Annotated in this window: 20 protein-coding genes and 1 pseudogene; 17 read left to right on the top strand and 4 right to left on the bottom strand. The window is 68.1% G+C overall.

Features of this window, described 5'->3' with window-relative positions; all coding sequences use genetic code 11:
• Positions 1-142: 142 nt before the first annotated feature.
• Positions 143-670 carry a 2-oxo-4-hydroxy-4-carboxy-5-ureidoimidazoline decarboxylase gene (uraD, locus tag FEF15_RS08745; RefSeq protein WP_163558771.1) on the bottom strand — a complete coding sequence of 176 codons (528 nt, stop codon included), beginning with the start codon at positions 668-670 and terminating at the stop codon, positions 143-145.
• A 152-nt stretch (positions 671-822) separates the two neighbouring features.
• Here uraD and uraH point away from each other — a divergent pair, with 152 nt between their 5' ends.
• The 4 genes from uraH (at position 823) to FEF15_RS08725 (ending at position 3,943) form a co-directional block, all read left to right on the top strand.
• The gene (gene uraH / locus FEF15_RS08740) at positions 823-1,176 is read left to right on the top strand and encodes a hydroxyisourate hydrolase (protein ID WP_163558770.1); all 354 of its coding nucleotides are present in this window, start codon (positions 823-825) and stop codon (positions 1,174-1,176) included.
• Between the two features lie 74 nt (positions 1,177-1,250).
• Entirely contained in the window at positions 1,251-2,453 is a 1,203-nt protein-coding gene (locus FEF15_RS08735) for a urate hydroxylase PuuD (protein ID WP_163558769.1), read from the top strand.
• An 88-nt stretch (positions 2,454-2,541) separates the two neighbouring features.
• Positions 2,542-3,279: a GntR family transcriptional regulator gene (locus FEF15_RS08730; RefSeq protein WP_163558768.1), complete on the top strand. Its 738-nt coding sequence runs from the start codon at positions 2,542-2,544 to the stop codon at positions 3,277-3,279.
• Positions 3,280-3,364: 85 nt separating this feature from the next.
• Entirely contained in the window at positions 3,365-3,943 is a 579-nt protein-coding gene (locus FEF15_RS08725) for a hypothetical protein (protein ID WP_163558767.1), read from the top strand.
• A 76-nt stretch (positions 3,944-4,019) separates the two neighbouring features.
• Here the strand turns inward: FEF15_RS08725 and FEF15_RS08720 are convergent, their stop codons facing one another.
• Positions 4,020-5,390 carry an NCS1 family transporter gene (locus FEF15_RS08720; protein WP_163558766.1) on the bottom strand — a complete coding sequence of 457 codons (1,371 nt, stop codon included), beginning with the start codon at positions 5,388-5,390 and terminating at the stop codon, positions 4,020-4,022.
• Positions 5,391-5,537: 147 nt separating this feature from the next.
• Positions 5,538-6,284: an aspartate/glutamate racemase family protein gene (locus tag FEF15_RS08715; protein ID WP_163558765.1), complete on the bottom strand. Its 747-nt coding sequence runs from the start codon at positions 6,282-6,284 to the stop codon at positions 5,538-5,540.
• A 528-nt stretch (positions 6,285-6,812) separates the two neighbouring features.
• Here FEF15_RS08715 and puuE point away from each other — a divergent pair.
• The 13 genes and pseudogenes from puuE to FEF15_RS08650 all read left to right on the top strand — a co-directional run bounded on the left by puuE (position 6,813) and on the right by FEF15_RS08650 (position 20,595).
• The gene (puuE, locus tag FEF15_RS08710) at positions 6,813-7,760 is read left to right on the top strand and encodes an allantoinase PuuE (protein ID WP_163558764.1); all 948 of its coding nucleotides are present in this window, start codon (positions 6,813-6,815) and stop codon (positions 7,758-7,760) included.
• 230 nt (positions 7,761-7,990) lie between these two features.
• The gene (locus FEF15_RS08705; RefSeq protein WP_163558763.1) at positions 7,991-8,824 is read left to right on the top strand and encodes a bifunctional allantoicase/(S)-ureidoglycine aminohydrolase; all 834 of its coding nucleotides are present in this window, start codon (positions 7,991-7,993) and stop codon (positions 8,822-8,824) included.
• A gap of 212 nt (positions 8,825-9,036) precedes the next feature.
• Positions 9,037-9,525, top strand: a complete 489-nt coding sequence (locus FEF15_RS08700; RefSeq protein WP_163558762.1) for an ureidoglycolate lyase — start codon at positions 9,037-9,039, stop codon at positions 9,523-9,525.
• Between the two features lie 228 nt (positions 9,526-9,753).
• Complete coding sequence (gene gcl / locus FEF15_RS08695) at positions 9,754-11,529, top strand: glyoxylate carboligase (protein ID WP_163558761.1); 1,776 nt, start codon at positions 9,754-9,756, stop codon at positions 11,527-11,529.
• A 177-nt stretch (positions 11,530-11,706) separates the two neighbouring features.
• A complete protein-coding gene (gene hyi / locus FEF15_RS08690; protein ID WP_163558760.1) occupies positions 11,707-12,483 on the top strand; it encodes a hydroxypyruvate isomerase in 777 nt (258 codons plus the stop codon).
• A 38-nt stretch (positions 12,484-12,521) separates the two neighbouring features.
• The gene (locus FEF15_RS08685; protein ID WP_163558759.1) at positions 12,522-13,409 is read left to right on the top strand and encodes a 2-hydroxy-3-oxopropionate reductase; all 888 of its coding nucleotides are present in this window, start codon (positions 12,522-12,524) and stop codon (positions 13,407-13,409) included.
• A 195-nt stretch (positions 13,410-13,604) separates the two neighbouring features.
• Positions 13,605-14,945 carry a glycerate kinase gene (locus FEF15_RS08680; protein WP_163558758.1) on the top strand — a complete coding sequence of 447 codons (1,341 nt, stop codon included), beginning with the start codon at positions 13,605-13,607 and terminating at the stop codon, positions 14,943-14,945.
• Positions 14,946-15,038: 93 nt separating this feature from the next.
• A pseudogene (pyk, locus tag FEF15_RS08675) lies at positions 15,039-16,554 on the top strand (pyruvate kinase).
• Between the two features lie 90 nt (positions 16,555-16,644).
• On the top strand, positions 16,645-17,373 hold the full coding sequence (locus tag FEF15_RS08670) for a GntR family transcriptional regulator (RefSeq protein ID WP_163558757.1): 729 nt from the start codon (positions 16,645-16,647) through the stop codon (positions 17,371-17,373).
• A gap of 67 nt (positions 17,374-17,440) precedes the next feature.
• Positions 17,441-18,244 (top strand): molybdate ABC transporter substrate-binding protein, encoded by an 804-nt coding sequence (gene modA, locus FEF15_RS08665; protein ID WP_163558756.1) that lies wholly within the window; start codon positions 17,441-17,443, stop codon positions 18,242-18,244.
• Positions 18,244-18,912 carry a molybdate ABC transporter permease subunit gene (gene modB / locus FEF15_RS08660; protein ID WP_163558755.1) on the top strand — a complete coding sequence of 223 codons (669 nt, stop codon included), beginning with the start codon at positions 18,244-18,246 and terminating at the stop codon, positions 18,910-18,912. Before modA ends, modB begins: the two co-directional genes overlap by 1 nt.
• 13 nt (positions 18,913-18,925) lie before the next feature.
• Complete coding sequence (locus tag FEF15_RS08655; RefSeq protein WP_240454117.1) at positions 18,926-20,065, top strand: ABC transporter ATP-binding protein; 1,140 nt, start codon at positions 18,926-18,928, stop codon at positions 20,063-20,065.
• Entirely contained in the window at positions 20,062-20,595 is a 534-nt protein-coding gene (locus FEF15_RS08650) for a DUF192 domain-containing protein (protein WP_163558753.1), read from the top strand. The genes FEF15_RS08655 and FEF15_RS08650 overlap by 4 nt, the downstream gene beginning before the upstream one ends.
• Before the next feature lie 13 nt (positions 20,596-20,608).
• On the opposite strand, the gene FEF15_RS08645 is transcribed toward FEF15_RS08650, so the two are convergent.
• A complete protein-coding gene (locus tag FEF15_RS08645) occupies positions 20,609-21,490 on the bottom strand; it encodes an EamA family transporter (RefSeq protein WP_163558752.1) in 882 nt (293 codons plus the stop codon).
• Positions 21,491-21,553 lie beyond the last annotated feature (63 nt).

The following is a 21,553-nucleotide window of genomic DNA, read 5'->3' as shown; positions in this document are numbered from 1 at the left end:
TGGAAATTATTTTCCGGCTTTTAAAACAATGCGTTGGTGGGTATATGCTGACTGTTTGGTCAGCTTTCTGAGTCCGTGCAAAGCGGGATCGCCACGGGGTGGCACCACAAGACGACGCTGGTGGCGCCAGCGTCGCGGCCCCTCATCCTTGCGCTCGTGCTTCCAGACGAAAGCGGGCGATGCGGTTGATCTGCTCGACGGCGGTGCGGCGCTCCTCTTCCGGTGAGTTCTCCAGGCGCGTGGCGAAGGCGGCGAGAATGGCGTGGCGGTCGCTGCCCTTGACGGCCATTACGAAGGGGAAGCCGAACTTCTGCTTGTAGGCGGCGTTGAGGCGCTCGAAGCGGGCCATCTCCTCCGGGGTGCACTGGTCGAGACCGGCCCCGGCCTGCTCGCGGGTCGAGTCGTCGGTGAGTTCGCCGGCGATGGCCGCCTTGCCGGCCAGGTCGGGGTGGGCGCGAATCACCTCGAGCTGACGCTCGGGAGCCGCCGCACGTAGCGTCTTGCCCATGGCCTCGGCCAGGCCGTCGGGGGTGTCTTCGGCGGCCGTCAGGCCGCGGTCCCAAGTGTCGGCGGCGACCCAGGGGGAGTGCTCGTAGATGTCGCCATAGTGGGTGACGAAGGCGTCACGATCGAGTTGGCTCGGGCGCGGCATGAGGGTGGGCTGGGTCATCGTGGGCTCCGTTGTGATGGGGTGCTCTTAAATTGTATACAGAAATTCTTTGAAATGTATCACAATACGCGCTAAAACTGTCTTCGATGCTAACGTCATGATGCCTGCCTGCCGCAGGCATCGCCATCGTGCAACGTACAAGGGGGAGAGCCATGGGTTATCTGACGACGCATGTTCTGGACACGGCAGCGGGCAGCCCCGGCAAGGGGATCCGCATCGAGGTCTATCGGCTGACGGACGGCGAGCGCACCCGGCTCACCGAGGTCGTGACCAATGACGACGGCCGCTGCGACGGGCCCATCCTGGATGGCGAGGCCTTCACCGCCGGCGAGTACGAACTGGTGTTTCATGCCGGTGACTACCTGCGGGCCCAGGGCGTCGCCGCCGCCGAGCCGCGCTTCCTGGACGTCATCCCGCTGCGCTTCGGTGTGGCCGACGCCAGCCAGCACTACCACGTGCCGCTGCTGTTGTCGCCGTATGGCTATTCCACCTACCGCGGCAGCTGAGGCATCGCCTTGTCCGTGGCCAGTGACGCCCTGATCGCCTGAGTGCCAACAACAACCAAGCCGAGACTATCCCCATGCAAGCCTACCTGCTGGATTTCGCCAACTTCATGCTGCGCTGGCTGCACGTCATCGCGGCCATCGCCTGGATCGGCGAGTCGATCTACTTCGTGATGCTGGACAACAGCCTGCGTACGCCCAAGGCTGCCGAGGACCGCGAGAAGGGCGTGTTCGGCGAGATGTGGGCGGTGCACGGCGGCGGTTTCTACCACAACCAGAAATACGCCACGGCACCGGCCAAGCTTCCCGAGGACCTGCACTGGTCATTCTGGAAGTCCTACACCACCTGGCTGTCGGGTTTCGCGCTCTTCGTGATGCTCTACATGACCAGCCCCGGCTTCTATCTGGTCAACGCCAACAGTGATTGGGCCTGGGTGGCCAACCTGAGCGGCTGGCAGGCCAACGTTCTGGCGCTGCTCTTCCTGCTCGGCGGCTGGGTCGTCTACAACGAACTGTGCAAGCGCATCAGCCCCAACATGGAGCGCGACGGCCTGCTGAGTCTCGCCGTGGCGGTGATGATGGTGGTGGTCGCCTATCTCAGCACCCAGCTGTTCACCGGTCGCGCGGCCTTCCTGCTCACCGGCGCGGTCATGGCCACGGCGATGTCGGCCAATGTCTTCTTCTGGATCATTCCCGGCCAGCGCCGCATGGTGAAGGCCATGAAGGCGGGCGAGACGCCCAACCCGCTGGACGGCAAGCGTGGCAAGCAGCGCTCGGTGCACAACACCTACTTCACACTGCCGGTGGTGCTGCTGATGGTCAGCAACCACTACTCCTTCGCCTACTCGCACGAGTACGCCTGGGTGATCATGTCGCTGTTCATCTTCGGCGGCGCGCTGATCCGCCAGTTCTTCGTGCTGATGCACGCGGGCAAGATCCAGCCTGCCTACCCGGTGGCCGGCACGGCGCTGCTCGCGGTGGCGTTCTGGGTCGCCGCGCCGGCGCCCTCAGGCTCCGACACGGCTCAGGCTTCCGCGGAGGTGACCCTGGCGGAGGTGCAGTCGATCATCGAGAACCGCTGCGTGGCCTGCCACTCCAGCGAGCCCTCCCAGCCCGGCTTCAGCGCGCCGCCGGCCGGCGTTGCCTACGACAGCCGCGAACAGATCGCGCAACAGCACGCCAAGATTCAGGAAGTAGTAGCCAGTGGCTACATGCCGCTGAGCAACATGACCGACATGACCGACGAGGAGCGTGCAGCAATCGCCGCCTGGTCCGAATGAGGCGCACCGTGACCGCCGGCTCGGTTCGATTGCGCCTCCCGCTTGCGTATACAATGAATCGCAACCCAGGGCAGCAAGGAGTCGGAACATGAACCAGCTGGCGGATCACGGCGAGTCCAGGAAGGGGCGTCCCCGGCGTCTGGGCAAGAACGGTGACGGGGCCGAGCGCCACGAGGCCATCTACCGCTCGATCAGCGATGCCATCATCGAGCACCGCCTCAAGCCGGGTGCGCGACTGCGCGAGGATGCGCTGGCCGAGGTGTTCGGTATCAGCCGCACCGGCATCCGCAAGATCCTGCAGCGCCTGGCGCTGGAGCAGCTGGTAACGCTTACCCCGCGGCGCGGCGCCAGCGTCACCCGGCCTACCGCCGACGAGGCCAAGGATGTCTTCGACGCGCGGCAGATGGTGGAGTGCGGTCTGATGCCGGCCGTTGCCCGACGCATCAGCGACGCCGATGTGAGCGAGTTGCGCGACATGGCCAAGCGCGAGCGCGAGGCGCTGCGCACCGGCGAGCAGAGCACCGCCATCAAGCTCTCCGCGGCCTTCCACGAGCGTCTCGCCCGGCTCTCGGGCAATGCCACCCTGGCCGAGTTCGTGGGGCGTCTCTGCTCGCGCTCCTCGCTGATCCTGGCGGTCTACGGCAGCCCCGGTCACCTGGGCTGCGAGTCCCACGACCACGACGACCTGATCGGCTATCTGGAGGCCGGCAATGGCGAGCGCGCCGCGGCCTTCATGAGCCGCCACCTCAAGGCCATCGAGGCCTCGCTCTCCATCGTCGAGGAGGTGGACGAGGTGCCCGACCTGCACCGCATCTTCGGGCACTGACTGCCTGCTCACCGCGCCGCCGCCTGGCAACCCGCGCCAGGCCCGCCATACTGGGGGCATGGGTCGAGCCGTGGGGGAGGTCGCCGTGTCCCTGCCGTCGAACGACACTCCGGGCGAGGTACCCTCGGAGCGGGTCTATGCCGAATACGTCAGGCTCAGCGAGGTGTGCAACGACTACATCCATCGCTCCCTGGGCGACATCCGGCTGTTCGGCTCCATCGGCGCCCTGCTGGCCTGGGACCCGCTGGCCCGGCTCTTCGAGTTCGATACCCGGCTTGAGCAGCCGGTGACGCCGGTGGGTTTCCTGGTGCTGCTGCTGGTGATCGTGCTGGTGATGTTTTACGACCTCTTCAAGCAGTCGATTTTCTTCTTCCATCTGGCCCGCATGCGCGAACTGGAGCGCGTCCTCAACCGCGACGGCGATCCGTGCGTCGAGCTGTTCCATCTCGCCGGGGGATGGCCGGCGTGGTTCCGGCGCTACCATGCCCCGGTGGCCCGGGGCTTCTGGGGCGTGTTCTACCTGCTGGTGGTGGTCTTCCCCGCCATCATTCTCTACCTGCAGGGCTATGCCGCCTGGCTCTATGTCTACCTGCCGACCGCCTTCCTCTTGCTGGGGCTGCATGCCCATTGTGCTCAACGGGTGGTGAACTCGTTGCAGCCCTGAGACGGTGGAGGCGACGTGGTGATGGGAGTGTGGCGACACGCCCGGCAGGGCCGGGCGTGTGCTCCTGGGAATGGAATCACTGACGAAAGCGCTGGCAGGGCGCCCAGTGCTGCATCAGCAGATAGTAGGTGAGGCCGGCGGGAATCAGGCTCGCGTACCAGGAGACGGCTGAGAAGGCGAGGGCGGCGACGATGCCCACACCGGTGGCGATCACGGCGGCCAGGTTGACGCCCTGGTAAGGGCCGGTGGCATCGTAGAGCTTGGCGAGGTCCAGGGTACGGCGACGGATCACGTAGTAGTCGACCACCAGCACGGCGAAGATCGGACCCAGGAAGGCGGAGTAGGTCTGCACGAAGAGCTGCAGGCCGGCGGCGGATTCCGGCTGCACCAGCTTCCAGGGGAAGGTGGCGAAGGCGAGCAGACCGACGATCACGGTGGCGACCGGGTACTTCATCTTGAACACGTCCATCAGCACGTAGGTCGGCGGCACCACGTTGTTGAGCACGTTGGTGGTGACCTGGGCGAAGGCGATGAACAGCAGGGTGGTCATCAGCAGCGGCGTGTTGTCCACGGCGTTGGCGAACACCTGGATGGGGTCGGCGGTGCCGGTGGCTTCGGAGACCATGTAGCCGATCATGCCCATGAACAGCGTGCAGGGCAGGATCGACATGGCGTAGATGGTGGTGAGCAGGCCCGGGCCGGTGCCGTGCTTGTGTTCGCGCGAATAGTCGCTGACGTTGAGCATCATGGTGCTGTAGATGCCCAGGAAGAGCATGGTGGCGCCCCAGAACGGCATGCCCCAGGAGCCTTCCATGGTCAGCAGGCTGGCCGAGAGCTCATCGCCGTAGCGCTGCACCGTGGCATAGAACATGTAGACCAGCGAGGCGAGGATGAAGGCGCTGCCGATGTTCTCGAGCCACTTGATGCCCTGGAAGCCCATCACCGACAGGGCGATCTGCAGCAGCTGGAAGGTGATGAAGTAGAACACCAGGTTGTCGAAGCCGAACAGCGTGGCCGACACCATGTTGAGGGCCCCGGCGCCGATCCAGCTCTGGAAGCCGTACCAGACGATGGCCGGTACGGCGCGCACGAGCCCCGGGATGCGGGTCCCGGCGAAGCCGAAGGCGCTGCGGGCCTGGACCATGAAGGGGATGCCGTACTTGTAGCCGGGGGCGCCGTTGATGGCCAGCGCGATGCCGATGACGAAACAGCCGATGGCGATGGCCAAGGTGGCCTGGATCAGGTTCAGCGTGCCCACCACGCTGGAGCCCATGGCGAAGGTGCCGATGGAGACGCAGCCGCCGAACCAGGCCAGGAAATAGGAGGGGCGGCCCATGATGCGGGTCTGCTGGGGCGCCAGGCTTTCGTCGCCGGGGGCCTTGGTGGTGGTGGCCGTGCCGGGGGCGACCGGCTCGGCGGCGGTGCTATGGGGGGTTGGGGTGGTCATGTCAGAGTCCTCGCACGTCGTTGTTGGGGATTGTGGTTATGCGCCGGAGCCAGGCTCCGGGTGCGCTTGCGGCGTGGCGTGCTCGCGGGTTTGTTGGACTTGTTGTGACAGGGCGCCGGGCGGCGCGCTGAAGTGCTGCGTTCGAGGTCAGCAGGATGCTGTCAGGTTGGTGTAGCGCTCGAAGCGGCCGGTGAAGGCCTTGGGCCGGGGAAAGGCCAGGTCGCCGTGCTTGCTGGTGCCGAGCCCCAGCCCGGCCAGTGCCTCGGCGAGCTTGACGCCGGCGGTGACGCCTTCCACCACGGGCAGGCCAACGGCGTCGCCGATCTCCTCGGTGAGCTTGGCCATGCCGCCGCAGCCCAGCACGATGGCGCCGACGCCGTCTTCGTCGCGGGCGCGACGGCACTCGTCGATGATGCGCCCGAGGGCGACGGCGCCGTTCTCCTCCAGGTCGAGCACCGGGATCTCCGCGGCCCGCACCCGGCGGCAGTGGTGGGCAAAGCCGTACTGCTCGAGCAGGTGCTCGGCGATGATGCCGGTGCGGCCCAGGGTGGTGACGACGGAAAAACGGGTGCTGATCAGCGCGGCCATGTGGAAGGCCGCCTCGGCGATGCCGATGACCGGGGCGCGGGTCAGCTCGCGGGCGGCGAGCAGCCCCGGGTCGCCGAAGCAGGCGATCACGTAGGCGTCAACCCCGTCGCGTTCGCCCTGGAGGACCTCGTCGACCACTCCGACCGCACTGATGGCCTCGTCGAAGTGGCTCTCGATGGAGACCGGGCCGCTGTCGGGTTGGCTGGCGGTGATTCGCGTGCCCGGCGCGGCGATGCGCCGGGCGGCCTCGCCGATGGCCGCCGTCATGGCGTGGGTGGTGTTGGGGTTGATGACCCGAATGTGCATGGCAAAGGCTCCAGTGGTTTTGTGGACAACGCCTGTTTTCTTTGTACACAAAATATAGAAGGCCCTCCCCGGCAATGCAAGGACGCCGTGATGTCTTCTGATGTGGCGAAATGCTCTTTTAATAACAACGAGTTGCTTGTTCTTGTCGGGAGTATTTCGGAACCTGGACGGCTATGACTTAGGTCGTAGAGGGCGGCGCTCGCCATGCTCTGTCGACGGTTACATGCAGATAAAGTATACAGTTTGTCGCGCAATGCCTTTCCTGACCGGATGGGCAACCAGACAGGTGGCGCCTGGTCGGCCGCTCGGCAGGGGCTGTTCGTGATCGGTGCTTGAAAAATTGTATACAAAGTCTATCGTGAAGGCATCATGCCGGCTGCCAAAGCGCTCGACTGCTCCGCGAACGCCTAGGGCAAGGGAGCCAGCCTTGCAATGCGCTGCGAGCCAGCATAGCGTGTATTGTATACAGCAACTGTTGCGCATCGGCCTGGCCGACTGTGCGAGCCAACAACAACACAGGACTCCGCCATGCAGACATCGGATCACCCCGCGCCCCGTGACTATCCCCGTGACCTGATCGGCTACGGCCGCACGCCGCCCCACGCCAGCTGGCCCGGCAATGCCCGGATCGCCGTGCAGTTCGTGCTCAACTACGAGGAGGGCGGCGAGAACTGCGTGCTGCACGGCGATGCCGGCTCCGAGCAGTTCCTCTCCGAGATCATCGGCGCCCCGGCCTTTCCCGACCGCCACCTGAGCATGGAGTCGATCTACGAGTACGGCTCGCGGGTCGGGGTGTGGCGTATCCTGCGCGAGTTCGAGCGCCGCGGCCTGCCGCTCACCGTGTTCGGCGTGGCCATGGCCCTGGAGCGCCACCCCGAGGTGGCCCACGCCTTCAAGGAGCTGGGCCACGAGATCGCCTGTCACGGCTACCGCTGGATCCACTACCAGGAAGTGCCGGAGCACGTCGAGCGCGAGCACCTGCAGAAGGCCATGGCGATCTTCCAGCGTCTCTACGGCGAGAAGCCGCTGGGCTGGTACACCGGCCGCGACAGCCCCAATACCCGCCGCCTGGTGCTCGACGAGGGCGGCTTCCTCTACGACAGCGACTACTATGGCGACGACCTGCCGTTCTGGACCCGCGCTGCCGACAGCCAGGGGGTGGAGCACGACCACCTGATCGTGCCTTACACCCTGGACAGCAACGACATGCGCTTCGCCGCGCCCCAGGGCTTCAACACCGCGGATCACTTCTTCACCTATCTGCGCGACGCCTTCGACGTGCTCTATGAAGAGGGCGAGGAGTCGCCGAAGATGCTCTCGGTGGGCATGCACTGCCGTCTGCTCGGCCGCCCCGGCCGCTTCCGGGCGCTGCAGCGCTTCCTCGACCATATCGAGGCCCACGATCGGGTCTGGGTGGCGCGCCGTGTGGATATCGCCCGGCACTGGGTGGAGCATCATCCGGCGGCGGGGCGCTGACTTCTGCCTCTATCGCAGGCCGCTGCATCGCTCGAGGCTGATCCGTCGACAGGCTTTCGAGGGGGCGCTGTGAACCCCTCCCTGGGCGCTACCGATGCCATCCCTGGCATCGGACCCCCTCTACAGCCTGTCCCCGGCGCCTCTCGCTTCGAGGCCTTGACTGCTCGACCTGGTCGTAATCTAGAAATACAAGACATCTTTTGGCCCCAACGCTTCCTGCAGGACATCTCATGAACCCACGCACCTACTACGCCCCCCACGGCGGCCATCCACCCCAGACCCAGCTGCTCTCCGACCGGGCGGTGTTCACCGAGGCCTATGCCGTCATTCCCAAGGGGGTGATGCGCGACATCGTCACCAGCAACCTGCCGTTCTGGGAGAACACCCGCCTGTGGGTGCTGGCGCGTCCGCTCTCCGGCTTCGCCGAGACCTTCTCGCAGTACATCATGGAGGTCGGTCCCGGTGGCGGCAGCGAGCGCCCCGAACTCGACCCCGCCGCCGAGGGCGTGCTCTTCGTGGTAGAAGGCGAGATGACGCTGACCATCGCCGGCGAGCGCCATCGCATGGTGCCGGGCGGCTACGCCTTCCTGCCGCCGGGCAGTGACTGGCAACTGCGTAACGAATCCGACGCCCCGGTGCGCTTCCACTGGGTGCGCAAGGCCTACGAGTTCGTCGAGGGCCTCGCGGTCCCCGAGGCCTTCGTCACCAACGAGAACGACATTGCGCCCAACGAGATGCCGGACACCGAGGGGCGCTGGGCGACCACGCGCTTCGTCGACCCCGAGGACGTGCGCCACGACATGCACGTCAACGTCGTCACCTTCCAGCCCGGCGCGGTGATCCCCTTCGATGAGACCCACGTCATGGAGCACGGCCTCTACGTGCTCGAGGGCAAGGCGGTTTATCACCTCAATCAGGACTGGGTGGAGGTGGAAGCCGGCGACTTCATGTGGCTGCGCGCCTTCTGCCCGCAGGCCTGCTACGCCGGCGGCCCCGGGCCGTTCCGCTATCTGCTCTACAAGGACGTCAATCGTCACGCGGCGCTGCGGCTCGGGTCCCGGTAAAGCAGTGGCTTGTCGTATCGTCGCCGCTCGAGGCTGATCCGGCGACAGGTCTACGAGGGGGCGCTGTGAACCCCTCCCTGGGCGCTACCGATGCCATCCCTGGCATCGGACCCCCTCTCCGACCTGTCCCCGGCGCCTCTCGCTCGGATGGTGCCTAGTGGTCCGCCAGGACTACCTCTTCTTTAACAACACGGGGCTGGAGAGAAATAGACATGCTGGAACTCAAAGCCGAGCCACTGACGCCGGAGGCCTTTGCCCCCTTCGGCGACGTCATCGATACCCGCGCGGCGGAGTATTTCCACATCAACGCCGGGCGCACCCGCCGCTACCACGACCTGGCCAGGGTCGAGACCCTGGGCGAAGAGGCGAGGGCACTGATCAGCATCTTCGTCAGCCAGCCGGTCACGCTGCCGCTGGAGCTCGACTTCCTGGAGCGTCACCCGCTGGGTAGCCAGGCCTTTATGCCACTGCACGAGGAGCGCTTCGTGATCGTTGTCGCCCCGCCGGGCGAGACGATCGACCCGGACGCGGTGCGCGCCTTCGTCACCGACGGCCGCCAGGGGGTCAACTACCGCGCCGGTACCTGGCATGCCATCCAGTCGGTGCTGGAGCGTGATGGCGAGTTCCTGGTCGTCGACCGGGGCGGGCCGGGCGACAACTGCGACGAGCATCCGCTGGCCCTGCGCGTGACCCTGGCGTGACGCCGTTGCGGCGCTATCGCTGAGCGCCACTCAATACCCAGGCAGTTGATAGTGCCTGGGTTTTTTGTGTCCTTTCAAAATAGTGAAAATATTTTCCATAATTCATTGACAGCCAGGCGGCGGCCGCCTAGTTTTGTATACAGAAGGAAAATACGAAAATAATTTCCACAACAGCGATTCCCTAATAACGACTCCTCAATAACAACGCCACTCACGGGAGGATCCGTCATGGCTCGTATGACCGCTGCCGAAGCCGCCGTTCATGTCCTCAGGAAGGAAGGCATCGAGGTCGCCTTCGGCGTGCCCGGCGCCGCCATCAACCCCTTCTATGCCGCCTTGCGCCAGATCGGCGGCGTCGACCACGTGCTGGCCCGCCACGTCGAGGGTGCCTCGCACATGGCCGAGGGCTACACCCGCACCCAGGCCGGCAACATCGGGGTGTGCATTGGCACCTCAGGCCCTGCCGGCACCGACATGATCACCGGTCTCTACTCCGCCAGCGCCGACTCCATTCCCATCCTCTGCATCACCGGCCAGGCGCCGCGGGCCAAGCTGCACAAGGAGGATTTCCAGGCCGTCGATATCCAGGCCATCGCCGGGCCGGTCACCAAGTGGGCGGTCACCGTGCTCGAGCCGGCCCAGGTGCCGCGCGCCTTCCAGCACGCCTTCCAGCTGATGCGCTCCTCGCGGCCGGGGCCGGTGCTGATCGATCTGCCCATCGACGTGCAGCTGAGCGAGATCGAGTTCGACCCGGACACCTACGAGCCGCTGCCCGCCTACAGGCCCAGCGCCTCCCGGGCACAGATCGAGAAGGCGCTGGGCATGCTCAACGCGGCGGAGCGGCCGCTGATCGTGGCCGGGGGCGGCATCATCAACGCCGACGCCAGCGAACTGCTCACCGAGTTCGCCGAGATCACCGGGGTGCCGGTCATCCCCACCCTGATGGGCTGGGGCACCATCCCGGACGACCACCCGTTGATGGCGGGCATGGTCGGCCTGCAGACCGCGCACCGCTACGGCAACGCGACCCTGCTGGAATCCGACTTCGTGATGGGCATCGGCAACCGCTGGGCCAACCGCCACACCGGCAACCTGGAGACCTACACCCGCGGGCGCACCTTCGTTCACGTGGACATCGAGCCGACCCAGATCGGGCGTATTTTCGGCCCCGACTACGGCATCGTCTCCGACGCCAAGCTGGCGCTGGAGCGCTTCGTCGAGGTGGCCCGCGAGTGGAAGGCCGAGGGGCGGCTCAAGGAGCGCAGCGCCTGGGCCGAGGCGTGCGCCGAGCGCAAGCGCACCCTGCTGCGCAAGACCCACTTCGACGAGGTGCCGGTCAAGCCGCAGCGCGTCTACGAGGAGATGAACAAGGCGTTCGGCAAGCATACACGCTACGTCAGCACCATCGGCCTGTCGCAGATCGCCGGCGCCCAGTTCCTGCACGTCTACCAGCCGCGTCACTGGATCAACTGCGGCCAGGCCGGGCCGCTGGGCTGGACCATTCCCGCCGCGCTGGGGGTCTGCAAGGCCGACCCCGAGGCCGAGGTGGTGGCGCTCTCCGGTGACTACGATTTCCAGTTCATGGTCGAGGAGCTGGCCGCCGGGGCCCAGTTCAAGCTGCCCTATATCCACATGCTGGTGAACAATTCCTACCTGGGGCTGATCCGCCAGGCGCAGCGCGGCTTCGACATGGACTACTGCGTGCAGCTCTCCTTCGAGAACATCAACTGCCCGGCGATCAACGAGTACGGCGTCGACCATGTCTCGGTGGTCGAGGGGCTGGGCTGCAAAGCGCTGCGCGTCACCCGGCCGGAGGAGATCGCCCCGGCGATCGAGGAGGCACGCAAGCTCATGGCCGAGCACCGTGTGCCAGTGGTGGTCGAGGTGATCCTCGAACGGGTGACCAACATCGCCATGGGCACCGACCTGGACGGCATCAACGAGTTCGAGGCGCTGGCCGAGAATGTGGAGGATGCGCCGACCTCCATCGCCTCGCTGACCTGAATTACTGCTGCGCTCGATATCCTGGCCGCCGGCGGTGCTCACAATCCTCATTGAGCACCCAGTCAACTCCGGTTGCTGCGCGCCAGCGGCGACCAGGCTCTCATCGCTCGCGACGTAATTTTTTCTGTTTGGTCAGGGTGGTTATTCTTAAACACAGAGACAGACAAGGAGACCGACATGCCGAAATTCGCCGCCAACCTGAGCATGCTGTTCACCGAGGTGGACTTCCTCGACCGCTTCGAGGCCGCCGCCAAGGCCGGCTTCACGGGCGTCGAGTACCTCTTTCCCTACGACTACCCGGCCGCCGACATCAAGGCCCGGCTGGATGAACACGGCCTGCCCCAGGTGCTGTTCAACTTGCCGGCCGGCGACTGGGGCGCTGGCGAGCGCGGCATCGCCTGCCATCCGAACCGCGTGGCGGAGTTTCGCGAGGGCGTCGACCGCGCCATCGAGTATGCCAAGGTGTTGGGCAACACCCAGGTCAACTGCCTGGCCGGCATCCAGCCGGAAGGCGTCAGCGATGCCGAGGCCCGCCGGAGCCTGGTGGAGAACCTGCGCTATGCTGCCGGTAAGCTCGAGGCCGCCGGCATCCTGCTGGTCGCCGAGCCGATCAACACCCGCGACATCCCCGGCTTCTTCCTCAATCGCACCGAGCAGGCGCTCGCGCTCTTCGACGAGGTGGGAAGCGACAACCTGAAGCTGCAGTACGACATCTATCACATGCAGATCATGGAGGGGGACCTGGCGCCGACCATCGAGAAGCACTTGGCGCGCATCGCCCATGTGCAACTCGCCGACAACCCCGGACGTCACGAGCCGGGTACCGGCGAGATCAACTATCCTTTCCTGTTCGCCCACCTCGATCGGCTGGGCTATGCCGGCTGGATCGGCTGCGAGTACAAGCCCAAGGCGGGAACCCAGGAAGGGCTGGGCTGGCTGGATAATGTCCGCTGACTCCCAATGCACAAAGACAAGCTGAAAGGAGACATATCATGAGCAAGATCGGATTCATTGGTCTGGGCATCATGGGCCGCCCCATGGCAGGCCACCTGCTCGACGCCGGCCACGAGATCGTGACCGTGGAACATCGCAAGCCGCTGCCCCAGGAGCTCGCCGACAAGGGCGCCACCGTGGCGGCCAATCCCAAGGCGGTGGCCGAGCAGGCCGAGGTGATCATCACCATGGTGCCCGACACCCCCGACGTCGAGCAGGTGCTGTTCGGCGAGGAGGGCGTCATCGAAGGCCTCAAGCCGGGCACCCTGGTGATCGACATGAGCTCCATCGCCCCCGTGCCGACGCGCGAATTCGCCCAGCGCATCGTCGATGCCGGCGGCGAGTACGTCGATGCCCCGGTCTCCGGCGGCGAGGGCGGCGCCATCAATGCGGCCCTGACCATCATGGTGGGCGCCACTGACAAGGGCTTCGAGCGCGCCAAGCCGATCCTCGAGGTGATGGGCAAGACCATCACCCATATCGGCGGCCACGGCGACGGCCAGACCTGCAAGGTGGCCAACCAGATCGTGGTGGCGCTGACCATCGAGGCGGTGGCCGAGGGCTTGCTGTTCGCCTCCAAGGCGGGGGCCGACGTGGCCAAGGTGCGTGAGTCGTTGCTCGGCGGCCTGGCCCAGTCGAAGATTCTCGACGTGCACGGCGAGCGCATGATCAACCGCACCTTCGACCCCGGCTTCAAGGTCAAGCTGCACCAGAAGGACCTCAACCTGGCGCTGGAAGGGGCGCGCAGCCTCGACCTGGCGCTGCCCGGCACCGCCAATGCCCAGCAGCTCTTCCAGGCCTGCGCGGCCCATGGCGGCGGCGACTGGGACCATGCCGGCATCCTGCGGGCGTTGGAACAGTTGGCCAACCACGAGGTGGGGCGCTAACCGGGCGACCGTGCCAACTGTTCCCTCAGGGGTGGGCGTCGGGTCGTCGCCCACCCGGCCACTGGCATGTGGCCCTTTCCCGATGGTGGTGTCCCCAGTGGAATCCCCGCCATCATCGGGTTTTTTCCGTCCCGCCGCCGACGGATGTCGCCGGCAGTGGGAGCTTTTCCCGGCTTGCTGCAAGGAGTCTGATCCATGAGCGCTCTCACCTCTCTGCCCGAACTGGATTCGACGGCGGACGTTTCTGCCTGGCTTCGGCAGCTGGCCGACCTGACCGTGGCGGCCGTGCACCCCGACACCCTGGTGGCCGACCGGCTTCCCGATCCGCCCGCCGGGCGCACTCTGGTGGTGGGGGCCGGCAAGGCCGCCGCCGCCATGGCCGCGGCACTGGAGCGCGCCTGGCAGGCGCGCTGTCCCGAGGCGCCGCTCGAAGGCCTGGTGGTCACCCGTTACGCGCACGGTCTTCAAGGGCAGGATCATGAAGGACAGCGCGCCGAGTGCCAGCACATCGAGGTGCTGGAGGCCTCGCACCCCATGCCCGACGACCTGGGCGAGAAGGCGGCCCGGCGCATGCTCGAGGCCGTCGAGGAGCTCACCGAGAAGGATCGCGTGATCGCTCTGATCTCCGGCGGCGGCTCGGCGCTGATGACGCTGCCGGCGCCGGGCATCACGCTGGCCGACAAGCAGGCCCTGAACCGCGAACTGCTGCGCTGTGGGGCGCCGATTCGCGACATCAACACCGTGCGTCGCCACCTTTCCGCCATCAAGGGCGGGCGGCTCGCCGCCGCGGCGCACCCCGCCCAGGTGGTCACCTGGCTGATCTCCGACGTACCGGGCGACGACCCCTCGCTGATCGCCTCGGGCCCCACCCTGCCGGACGCCACCACGCCGGCGGATGCCCTGGCGGTGCTCGAGCGCTACGCCATCGCCGTGCCGGAGTCGGTGCGCCACCACCTGGCCGGCAACCACGAGGCGCCGGCGCCCAGCGATGCCGCCTTCGCCCGCGACGAGACGGTGCTGCTCGCCCGCGCCGCCGACGCCCTCGCGGCGGCGCAGCGTGGCGCCGAGTCGGCCGGCGTCGCGGTGCGCGTGCTGGGCGACGACCTGGAGGGGGAGGCCCGCGATCTGGGCCGCGCCCAGGGGCACCTGGCGCTGGCCGCTCAGGAGGGGCTGGAACAGCCGTTGCTGATCCTCTCCGGCGGCGAGACCAGCGTCACGGTGACCGGCGACGGGCGGGGCGGGCGCAACGTCGAATACCTGCTGGGCCTTTTCGACGCCGTCCGCGGCGCCCCCGGCATCCATGCCCTGGCCATCGACACCGACGGCATCGACGGCTCCGAGGACAACGCCGGGGCGCTGTTCCTACCCGAGGACTGGGCCCGCGCCCGGGAGCAAGGCCTCGATCCTGCCGATTTTCTGTCACGCAACGATGCCTATACTTTCTTCCAGGGCCTGGATCGGCTCATCATGACCGGGCCGACTCGTACCAACGTCAACGATTTCCGAGCCATTCTGATCTTGCCGAGGACACCATGACGCTTCCCCCGCACGCCCCCATCCACGAGCCCATCCGCCGCACCAAGATCGTCGCCACCCTGGGACCGGCCAGCGACCGCGAGGGCGTCNCCCATCCGCCGCACCAAGATCGTCGCCACCCTGGGACCGGCCAGCGACCGCGAGGGCGTCCTGGAGGCGATGCTCGCCGCCGGCGTCGACGTGGTGCGCCTCAACTTCTCCCACGGCAGCCCCGACGACCACCGCCGCCGCCTCGCCCGGGTGCGCGAGATCGCCGAGCGCCTGGGGCGCAGCGTGGCCGCCCTCGGCGACCTCCAGGGCCCCAAGATCCGCATCGCCCGCTTCGCCGACGGGGCCGTCGAACTGGAGGAGGGCGCGCCCTTCATCCTCGATATGACGCTCGCCAGCGACGCGGGCGACGCCGAGCGCGTGGGCTGCGACTACCCGGCGCTGATCGACGACGTCGCCGCCGGCGACCGGTTGCTGCTCGACGACGGCCGGGTGGTGCTCGACGTCACCGTCGTGCAGGGCCGCGAGATCCACACCACCGTGACGGTGGGCGGTACGCTCTCCAACAACAAGGGCATCAACAAGCAGGGCGGCGGCCTCTCCGCCCCGGCGCTCACCGACAAGGACCGCGCGGACCTCGCCACCGCCGTGGAGATCGGCGTGGACTACCTCGCGGTCTCCTTCCCTCGCTCGGCCGCCGACATGCACGAAGCGCGCGACCTGCTCGGCGAGGCGGGCGCCGAGATCGGCCTGGTGGCCAAGCTCGAGCGCGCCGAAGCCGTGGCCGACGACGCCACCCTGGACGGCATCATCCAGGCTTCCGAGGCGGTGATGGTGGCGCGCGGCGATCTGGGCGTGGAGATCGGCGACGAGGCGCTGATCGGCACCCAGAAGCGCATCATCAAGCGCGCCCGCACCCTCAACCGCGCGGTGATCACCGCCACCCAGATGATGGAGTCGATGATCGAGTCGCCGCTGCCCACCCGCGCCGAGGTGTTCGACGTGGCCAACGCCGTGCTCGACGGCACCGACGCGGTGATGCTTTCCGCCGAGACCGCCGCCGGCGACTTCCCGGTGGAGACCATCGAGGCCATGGACCGGGTGTGCCTGGGGGCCGAGCGCGAGCGCATCGCCCAGGAGTCCGGCCACCGCATCCACGAGGGCTTCTCGCAGATCGACGAGACCATCGCGCTCTCGGCGATGTACGCCGCCAACCACCTCCAGGGGGTGGCGGCCATCGCCTGCATGACGGCGTCGGGCTACACGCCGCTGATCGCCTCGCGCATCCGCTCGGGGCTGCCCATCGTCGGCCTGGCCCACAGCCCCATCGCCCAGCGGCGCATGGCGCTCTATCGGGGGGTGGTGTCGCTGCCCTTCGACACCAGCGCGATGGCCGCCGANCATGGCGCTCTATCGGGGGGTGGTGTCGCTGCCCTTCGACACCAGCGCGATGGCCGCCGAAGAGCTCAACGACCGGGCCTTGCAGGTACTGGTGACGCAGGGCATCGCCGAACGGGGCGACCATGTCATCCTCACCCGGGGTGACGAGATGAATGCCCATGGCGGCACCAATACCCTGAAGATTCTCGATATCGGCGAGCGCCACCGCACGACCGAATAGTTTGTATACAGAAATGCTGGCGGCTGTGGCCAGTCGCCGGCAAACGTGCGAAGCTGGGGCCTGTCGTGAGCGAGCAGGGGAGCGCGCAGCATGAGCAGTGCCTGGCAGGACGAGGTGGCAGCGGCCACGCAGGCAGGCCGTCGCATCAGCGACCGTTTCATCGTCGACAAGGTGCGCCAGGCGGTGCTCGCCCAGCGCCTGCCGCCCGGCACGCGTCTGCCCGAGGTGACCCTCGGCGAGGTCTTCGGGGTGAGTCGCTCGGTGGTACGCAAGGCGTTGACCCGCCTCGCCGCCGACCACGTGATCACCCAGCAGCCCAACCAGGTGGCGCGGGTGCGCGCGCCGAGCGTCGAAGAGACGCGCGAGACCTTCGCCGCTCGTCGTCTCGTGGAGGGCGAGGTCGCCGCCCTGCTGGCCGGCCAGCTGGATGCCGAGACGCTGGCCACGCTCGAGGCGCACGTCGACAGCGAAGCCCGTGCCCATGCCGCGGGCGACGAACCGTCGCGCATCGAGCACTCCCTGGCCATTCATCACCTGCTCGCCGAGCGCTCGCCCAACCGGGTGCTGGGCGCCATGCTCACCGATCTGGTGCTGCGCACCTCCATTGTCATCGCCCTCTACAAGCACTCGGGGGTGGCGAGCTGCTACCTGGCCGACGATCATCCGGCACTGCTGGCTCACCTCGCCAGGGGAGAGCCGGAGGCGGCGCGACGCTGCATCCACGACCACCTCCACGCCCTGGAGCGCCTGCTCGACCTGGGCCCGCGGGAGACGCGCATCGACCTGATGGCGATCCTCGGTCAGGGCGAGGCCCTGTAACGGCGGCTTTACCCCTCGCCCTCTCCTGCACGACAATGCGGACTCCCTTGCTGATCGGTAGGTTGCGATGCGTCTCCTGCTGCACTGGGGGCTGGCCGCCGGCCTGCTCCTGCTCTCCCTCACTGCCCAGGCCGGCGTGCCCACCGTGGCCGCCGCCTCCGACCTGCAGTTTGCGCTGACGGAAGCTGCCGAGCGCTTCACCGCCGACACCGGGCGCGAGGTCCGTCTCAACTTCGGCTCGTCCGGCAACTTCCGTCGCCAGATCGCCCAGGGGGCGCCCTTCGAGCTCTACCTCTCGGCCGACGAGGCCTACGTGCTGGCGCTGCACGCGGAGGGGCACACCGTCGACGAAGGGGTGGTCTACGCCGAGGGGCGGCTGGTCTGGCTGCAGCGCGCGGGGCAGGGCGACCTGCCGGCGACCGAGGCCCCGCTGGCCGCGGTGCGCCAGGCCATCGACCGCCATGCGGCGGGGGAAGGGCGGCCACGCCTGGCGCTGGCCAATCCGGGTCATGCCCCCTACGGGGTGGCGGCGATGCAGGCCCTCGAGCATGCCGGCCTGTGGGATGCGAGTGCACCGCTGCGCGTGCTGGGCGAAAACGTCTCTCAGGCGGCGCAGTTCGCGTTGGCCGGTGATGCCCGCGGCGGCCTGGTGGCCTACTCGCTGGCGCTGGCGCCCGCCGTGGCCGAGCGCAGCGAGCACGTCTTGATCCCGGGCGACTGGCATGCCCCGCTGGTGCAACGCATGGCGCTGGTCAAGGGCGCCGGGGAGACGGCGCACGCCTTCTATGCCTGGCTGCAGGAAGCCGAGGCCCGGGCGATCCTCGCCCGTTACGGTTTCCGAGTGCCTGGCGACGAGGGTGCGGCGCGCTGATGGATTGGGCGGCGCTCTCGGTCTCGCTGCGCCTGGCGGCCCTGACCTGCCTCGTCCTGCTGCCGGTGGGGCTCTTGCTGGGCCGGGCGCTGGCCCGGGCACGCTTTCGTGCCAAGCCGCTGTGCGAGGCGCTCGTCGCCCTGCCGTTGGTGCTGCCGCCCACGGTGCTGGGTTTCTACCTGATGATGGGTTTCGGCCAGGAGGCGCCCTTGGGCGCGCTGTGGCAGCGCCTGACCGGCTCCGGGCTCAACTTCACCTTCACCGGCATCCTGCTCGCCTCGCTGGTGGCCAACTTGCCGTTTGCCGTGCAGCCCGTGCAGCGCGCCTTCGAGGCGATTCCTCCCAACCTGCGCGAGGCGGCCTGGTGCAGTGGCCTCTCGCCCTGGCAGACGCTGTGGCGCATCGAGCTGCCGCTGGTGTGGCCGGGGCTGGTCTCGGCGCTGGCGCTCACCTTCGCCCACACCCTGGGCGAGTTCGGGGTCATCCTGATGGTGGGCGGCGCCATCGACGGCGAGACGCGCACCCTGGCCATCGCCATCTACGATCGGGTGCAGGCCTTCGACGAAACCGGCGCAGCGACCATGTCCGCCATGCTGCTCGCGGTCTCCTTCGTGACCATCGGCGTGGTCTACGGCCTGGCGGGCCGGCGGCGGTGGCGCCATGGCTGAGCGGGAGTCGCCGATGCCGCGTCTCGCCGAGACGGAGGGACGCCTGAGCGTGGCCCTGCACCAGGCCGGGCCGATCCCCCTGGCGGCCGAGTTCGAGTGCGCGGCGGGGGAGCTGCTGGCCCTGGTGGGCCCCTCCGGCAGCGGCAAGACCACCCTGCTGCGCGCCATCGCCGGCCTCTATCGCCCGGCGGCCGGGCACATCGCCTGTGATGGCGAGGCCTGGTTCGACGCCGATCGCGGGCTGGCGCGGCGCCCCCAGGAGCGCCGCGTGGGCATCGTCTTCCAGGACTATGCGCTCTTTCCCCACCTGACCGCCCGCGACAACGTGCGCCTGGCGCTGGGCCATGTCGAGCCCGGGGCACGGGCGGCGCGGGCCGAGCAGTGGCTGGCCCGGGTGCGCCTCGACGGCCTTGCCGGTCGCTACCCGGCCGAACTCTCCGGCGGCCAGCGCCAGCGCGTGGCGCTGGCCCGGGCGCTGGCGCGCGAGCCGCGGGTGCTGCTGCTCGACGAGCCCTTCTCGGCGGTGGACCAAGTGACCCGGCGGCGTCTGCAACGCGAGCTGGCGCTGCTGCGCGAGGCGATCCGCATTCCCATCGTGCTGGTCACCCATGACCTGGACGAGGCGGTGGCGCTGGCCGACCGCCTCTGCGTGCTGCACGGCGGTCGCACACTGCAAGCCGGGGCACCGGGCGAGCTGCTGCGTCACCCGGCAAGTCCCGAGGTGGCGCGGCTGCTGGACCGCCACAACGTCTTCTGGGGTGAGGTGGTGACGGTCGCGGGGCAGCGCTATCTGCAGTGGGGGCCCTACCGGCTGGAGGTGGCCGAGGGCCTCGAGGCGGTTGCCGAGGGTACCCGCCTGGCCTGGTACCTGCCCGACTCCGACGTGGTGCTGCACCGACGCGGTCGCCCCTCCCGCGGCGATCGCGAAAACCCGGTGAGCGGTCGGGTGATCGAGATGGTGATCCTCGGCGGCATGGCGTCCATCACCCTGGGTTTCGATCATGGTCGCGAGACGCTGCGCTTCGACATTGCCACCCATGCGGCGCGCCGCAACGGCCTGGCGCGCGGCGAGTCGGTCACGGTCTCGCTGCTGGCGGGGGGCATTCATCTGATGCCGGGCGTTGACCCGGCGCGAGTGGAGGAGTCGACATGAGCGAAGGCGACAAGGGGCACGGGGGTGGCCGACGGGTGGCGTTGCTCGTCGCGGTCTGGCTGCTGACGATGGCGGCGAGTGCGGTGGCCGCCTCCGTGACCTTCGAGCACCGGCCGCTGGTGATCCACACCGGTGAGGCGGCTCACCGCCTGACGGTGGAGGTGGCGCGCACCCCGGCCCAGCGCAGCCGCGGACTGATGGCGCGCGACTCGCTGGCCGAGGATGCCGGCATGCTCTTCCTCTACCCGCGGCAGCAGCCGCCCTGGGGCAGCTTCTGGATGTATCGCACGCGCATCCCCCTGGATATCGCCTTTGTCGATGCGACGGGGCGCATTGCGGCCATCCACACTATGCAGCCCTGCGGCTCCGCTGACCCCGGGGACTGCCCGAGTACCCAGGCCGGGGTGCCCTACCGGGCGGCGCTGGAGGTCAACGCCGGCTACTTCGCCGCGCGTGGCATCGATGTCGGTGATTGTGTCGTCTGGCCCGATCAGGCCGACGGCTGTGCCGCTTCGGGGCAGCGCGACTGAACGTTACCCCGGCTCAATCGCCCTGGGTGTCGGCAGCGGGGGCGCTCGCGCGGCGCCGCAGGCGTACCACGATCAGCGCCACGCCGGCGATCACCAGGGCCCCGCCGGTGAGCTTGTGCGGGTCGAGCGTTTCGCCGAGCAGCAGGGCTCCGAGCAGCACGGCACCTACCGGCACCAGCAGGCTGAGCGGGGCCAGGCGGTTGACCGGATGGCGGCGCAGCAGGCCGTACCACAGCCCGTAGGCGGCAATCGACGACATCACCGCGGTGTAGAAGACCGCCCCCCAGCCCAGCCAGCCGGCCTGGGCGAGGGCGGCGAGCTGGCCCTGCTCGAACCACCAGGAGCCGAGTCCCACCTGGGGCACGGCGAACAGCGCCACCCAGCCGGCCAGCGCCATGGGCGCCAGGTGGGGGCCGCGTTTGATCAGCAGTTGCGACACCGCCCAGCCCAGGGCGCTGGTGAGCAGCAGCACCAGGGGCAGCGCCGAGGGCAGGCTGGGCCCGCCGGAGAGCACTGCTACGCCGCCGAAGGAGAGCACCAGTCCCGCCGTGCGGCGGGCGTCGAGGCGCTCGCCGAGGAAGAGCACGGCGAGCAGGGTGGCGAAGGGCGTGCCCATCTGCACCAGCAGGGCGCCGGTGCCGGCTTCCGCCTGGCCCAGGCCGATGAACAGCAAGGCGAAGTGCAGCGTGCCGAAGGTCACCGAGAGCAGCGCCAGGAAGGGCAGCTGGTGGCGGGCCACCGGATGGAAGGGCACCAGCAGGACCGCCACCAGGGCAAAGCGCAGGGTGGTGAGCGTAAGCGGCGGCAGTTCCGTGACCCCGAGCTTGATCACGATGATGTTGAGGGCCCAGATGGCGACGATCAGCAGGCCCAGCAGCAGGTCGCGTGGCGGCACTTGGCAGCGTTCCTTCCCGAGGATGGGGTCGAGAGGGTAGCAGGAAGGCCTTCCGGCGTCGCG

The organism is Halomonas sp. NO4 (genome assembly GCF_010994375.1).
Lineage (GTDB): Bacteria > Pseudomonadota > Gammaproteobacteria > Pseudomonadales > Halomonadaceae > Halomonas.
The sequence above is the reverse complement of the archived record's forward strand: the minus strand, read 5'-3'. Positions and strand labels throughout refer to the sequence as shown.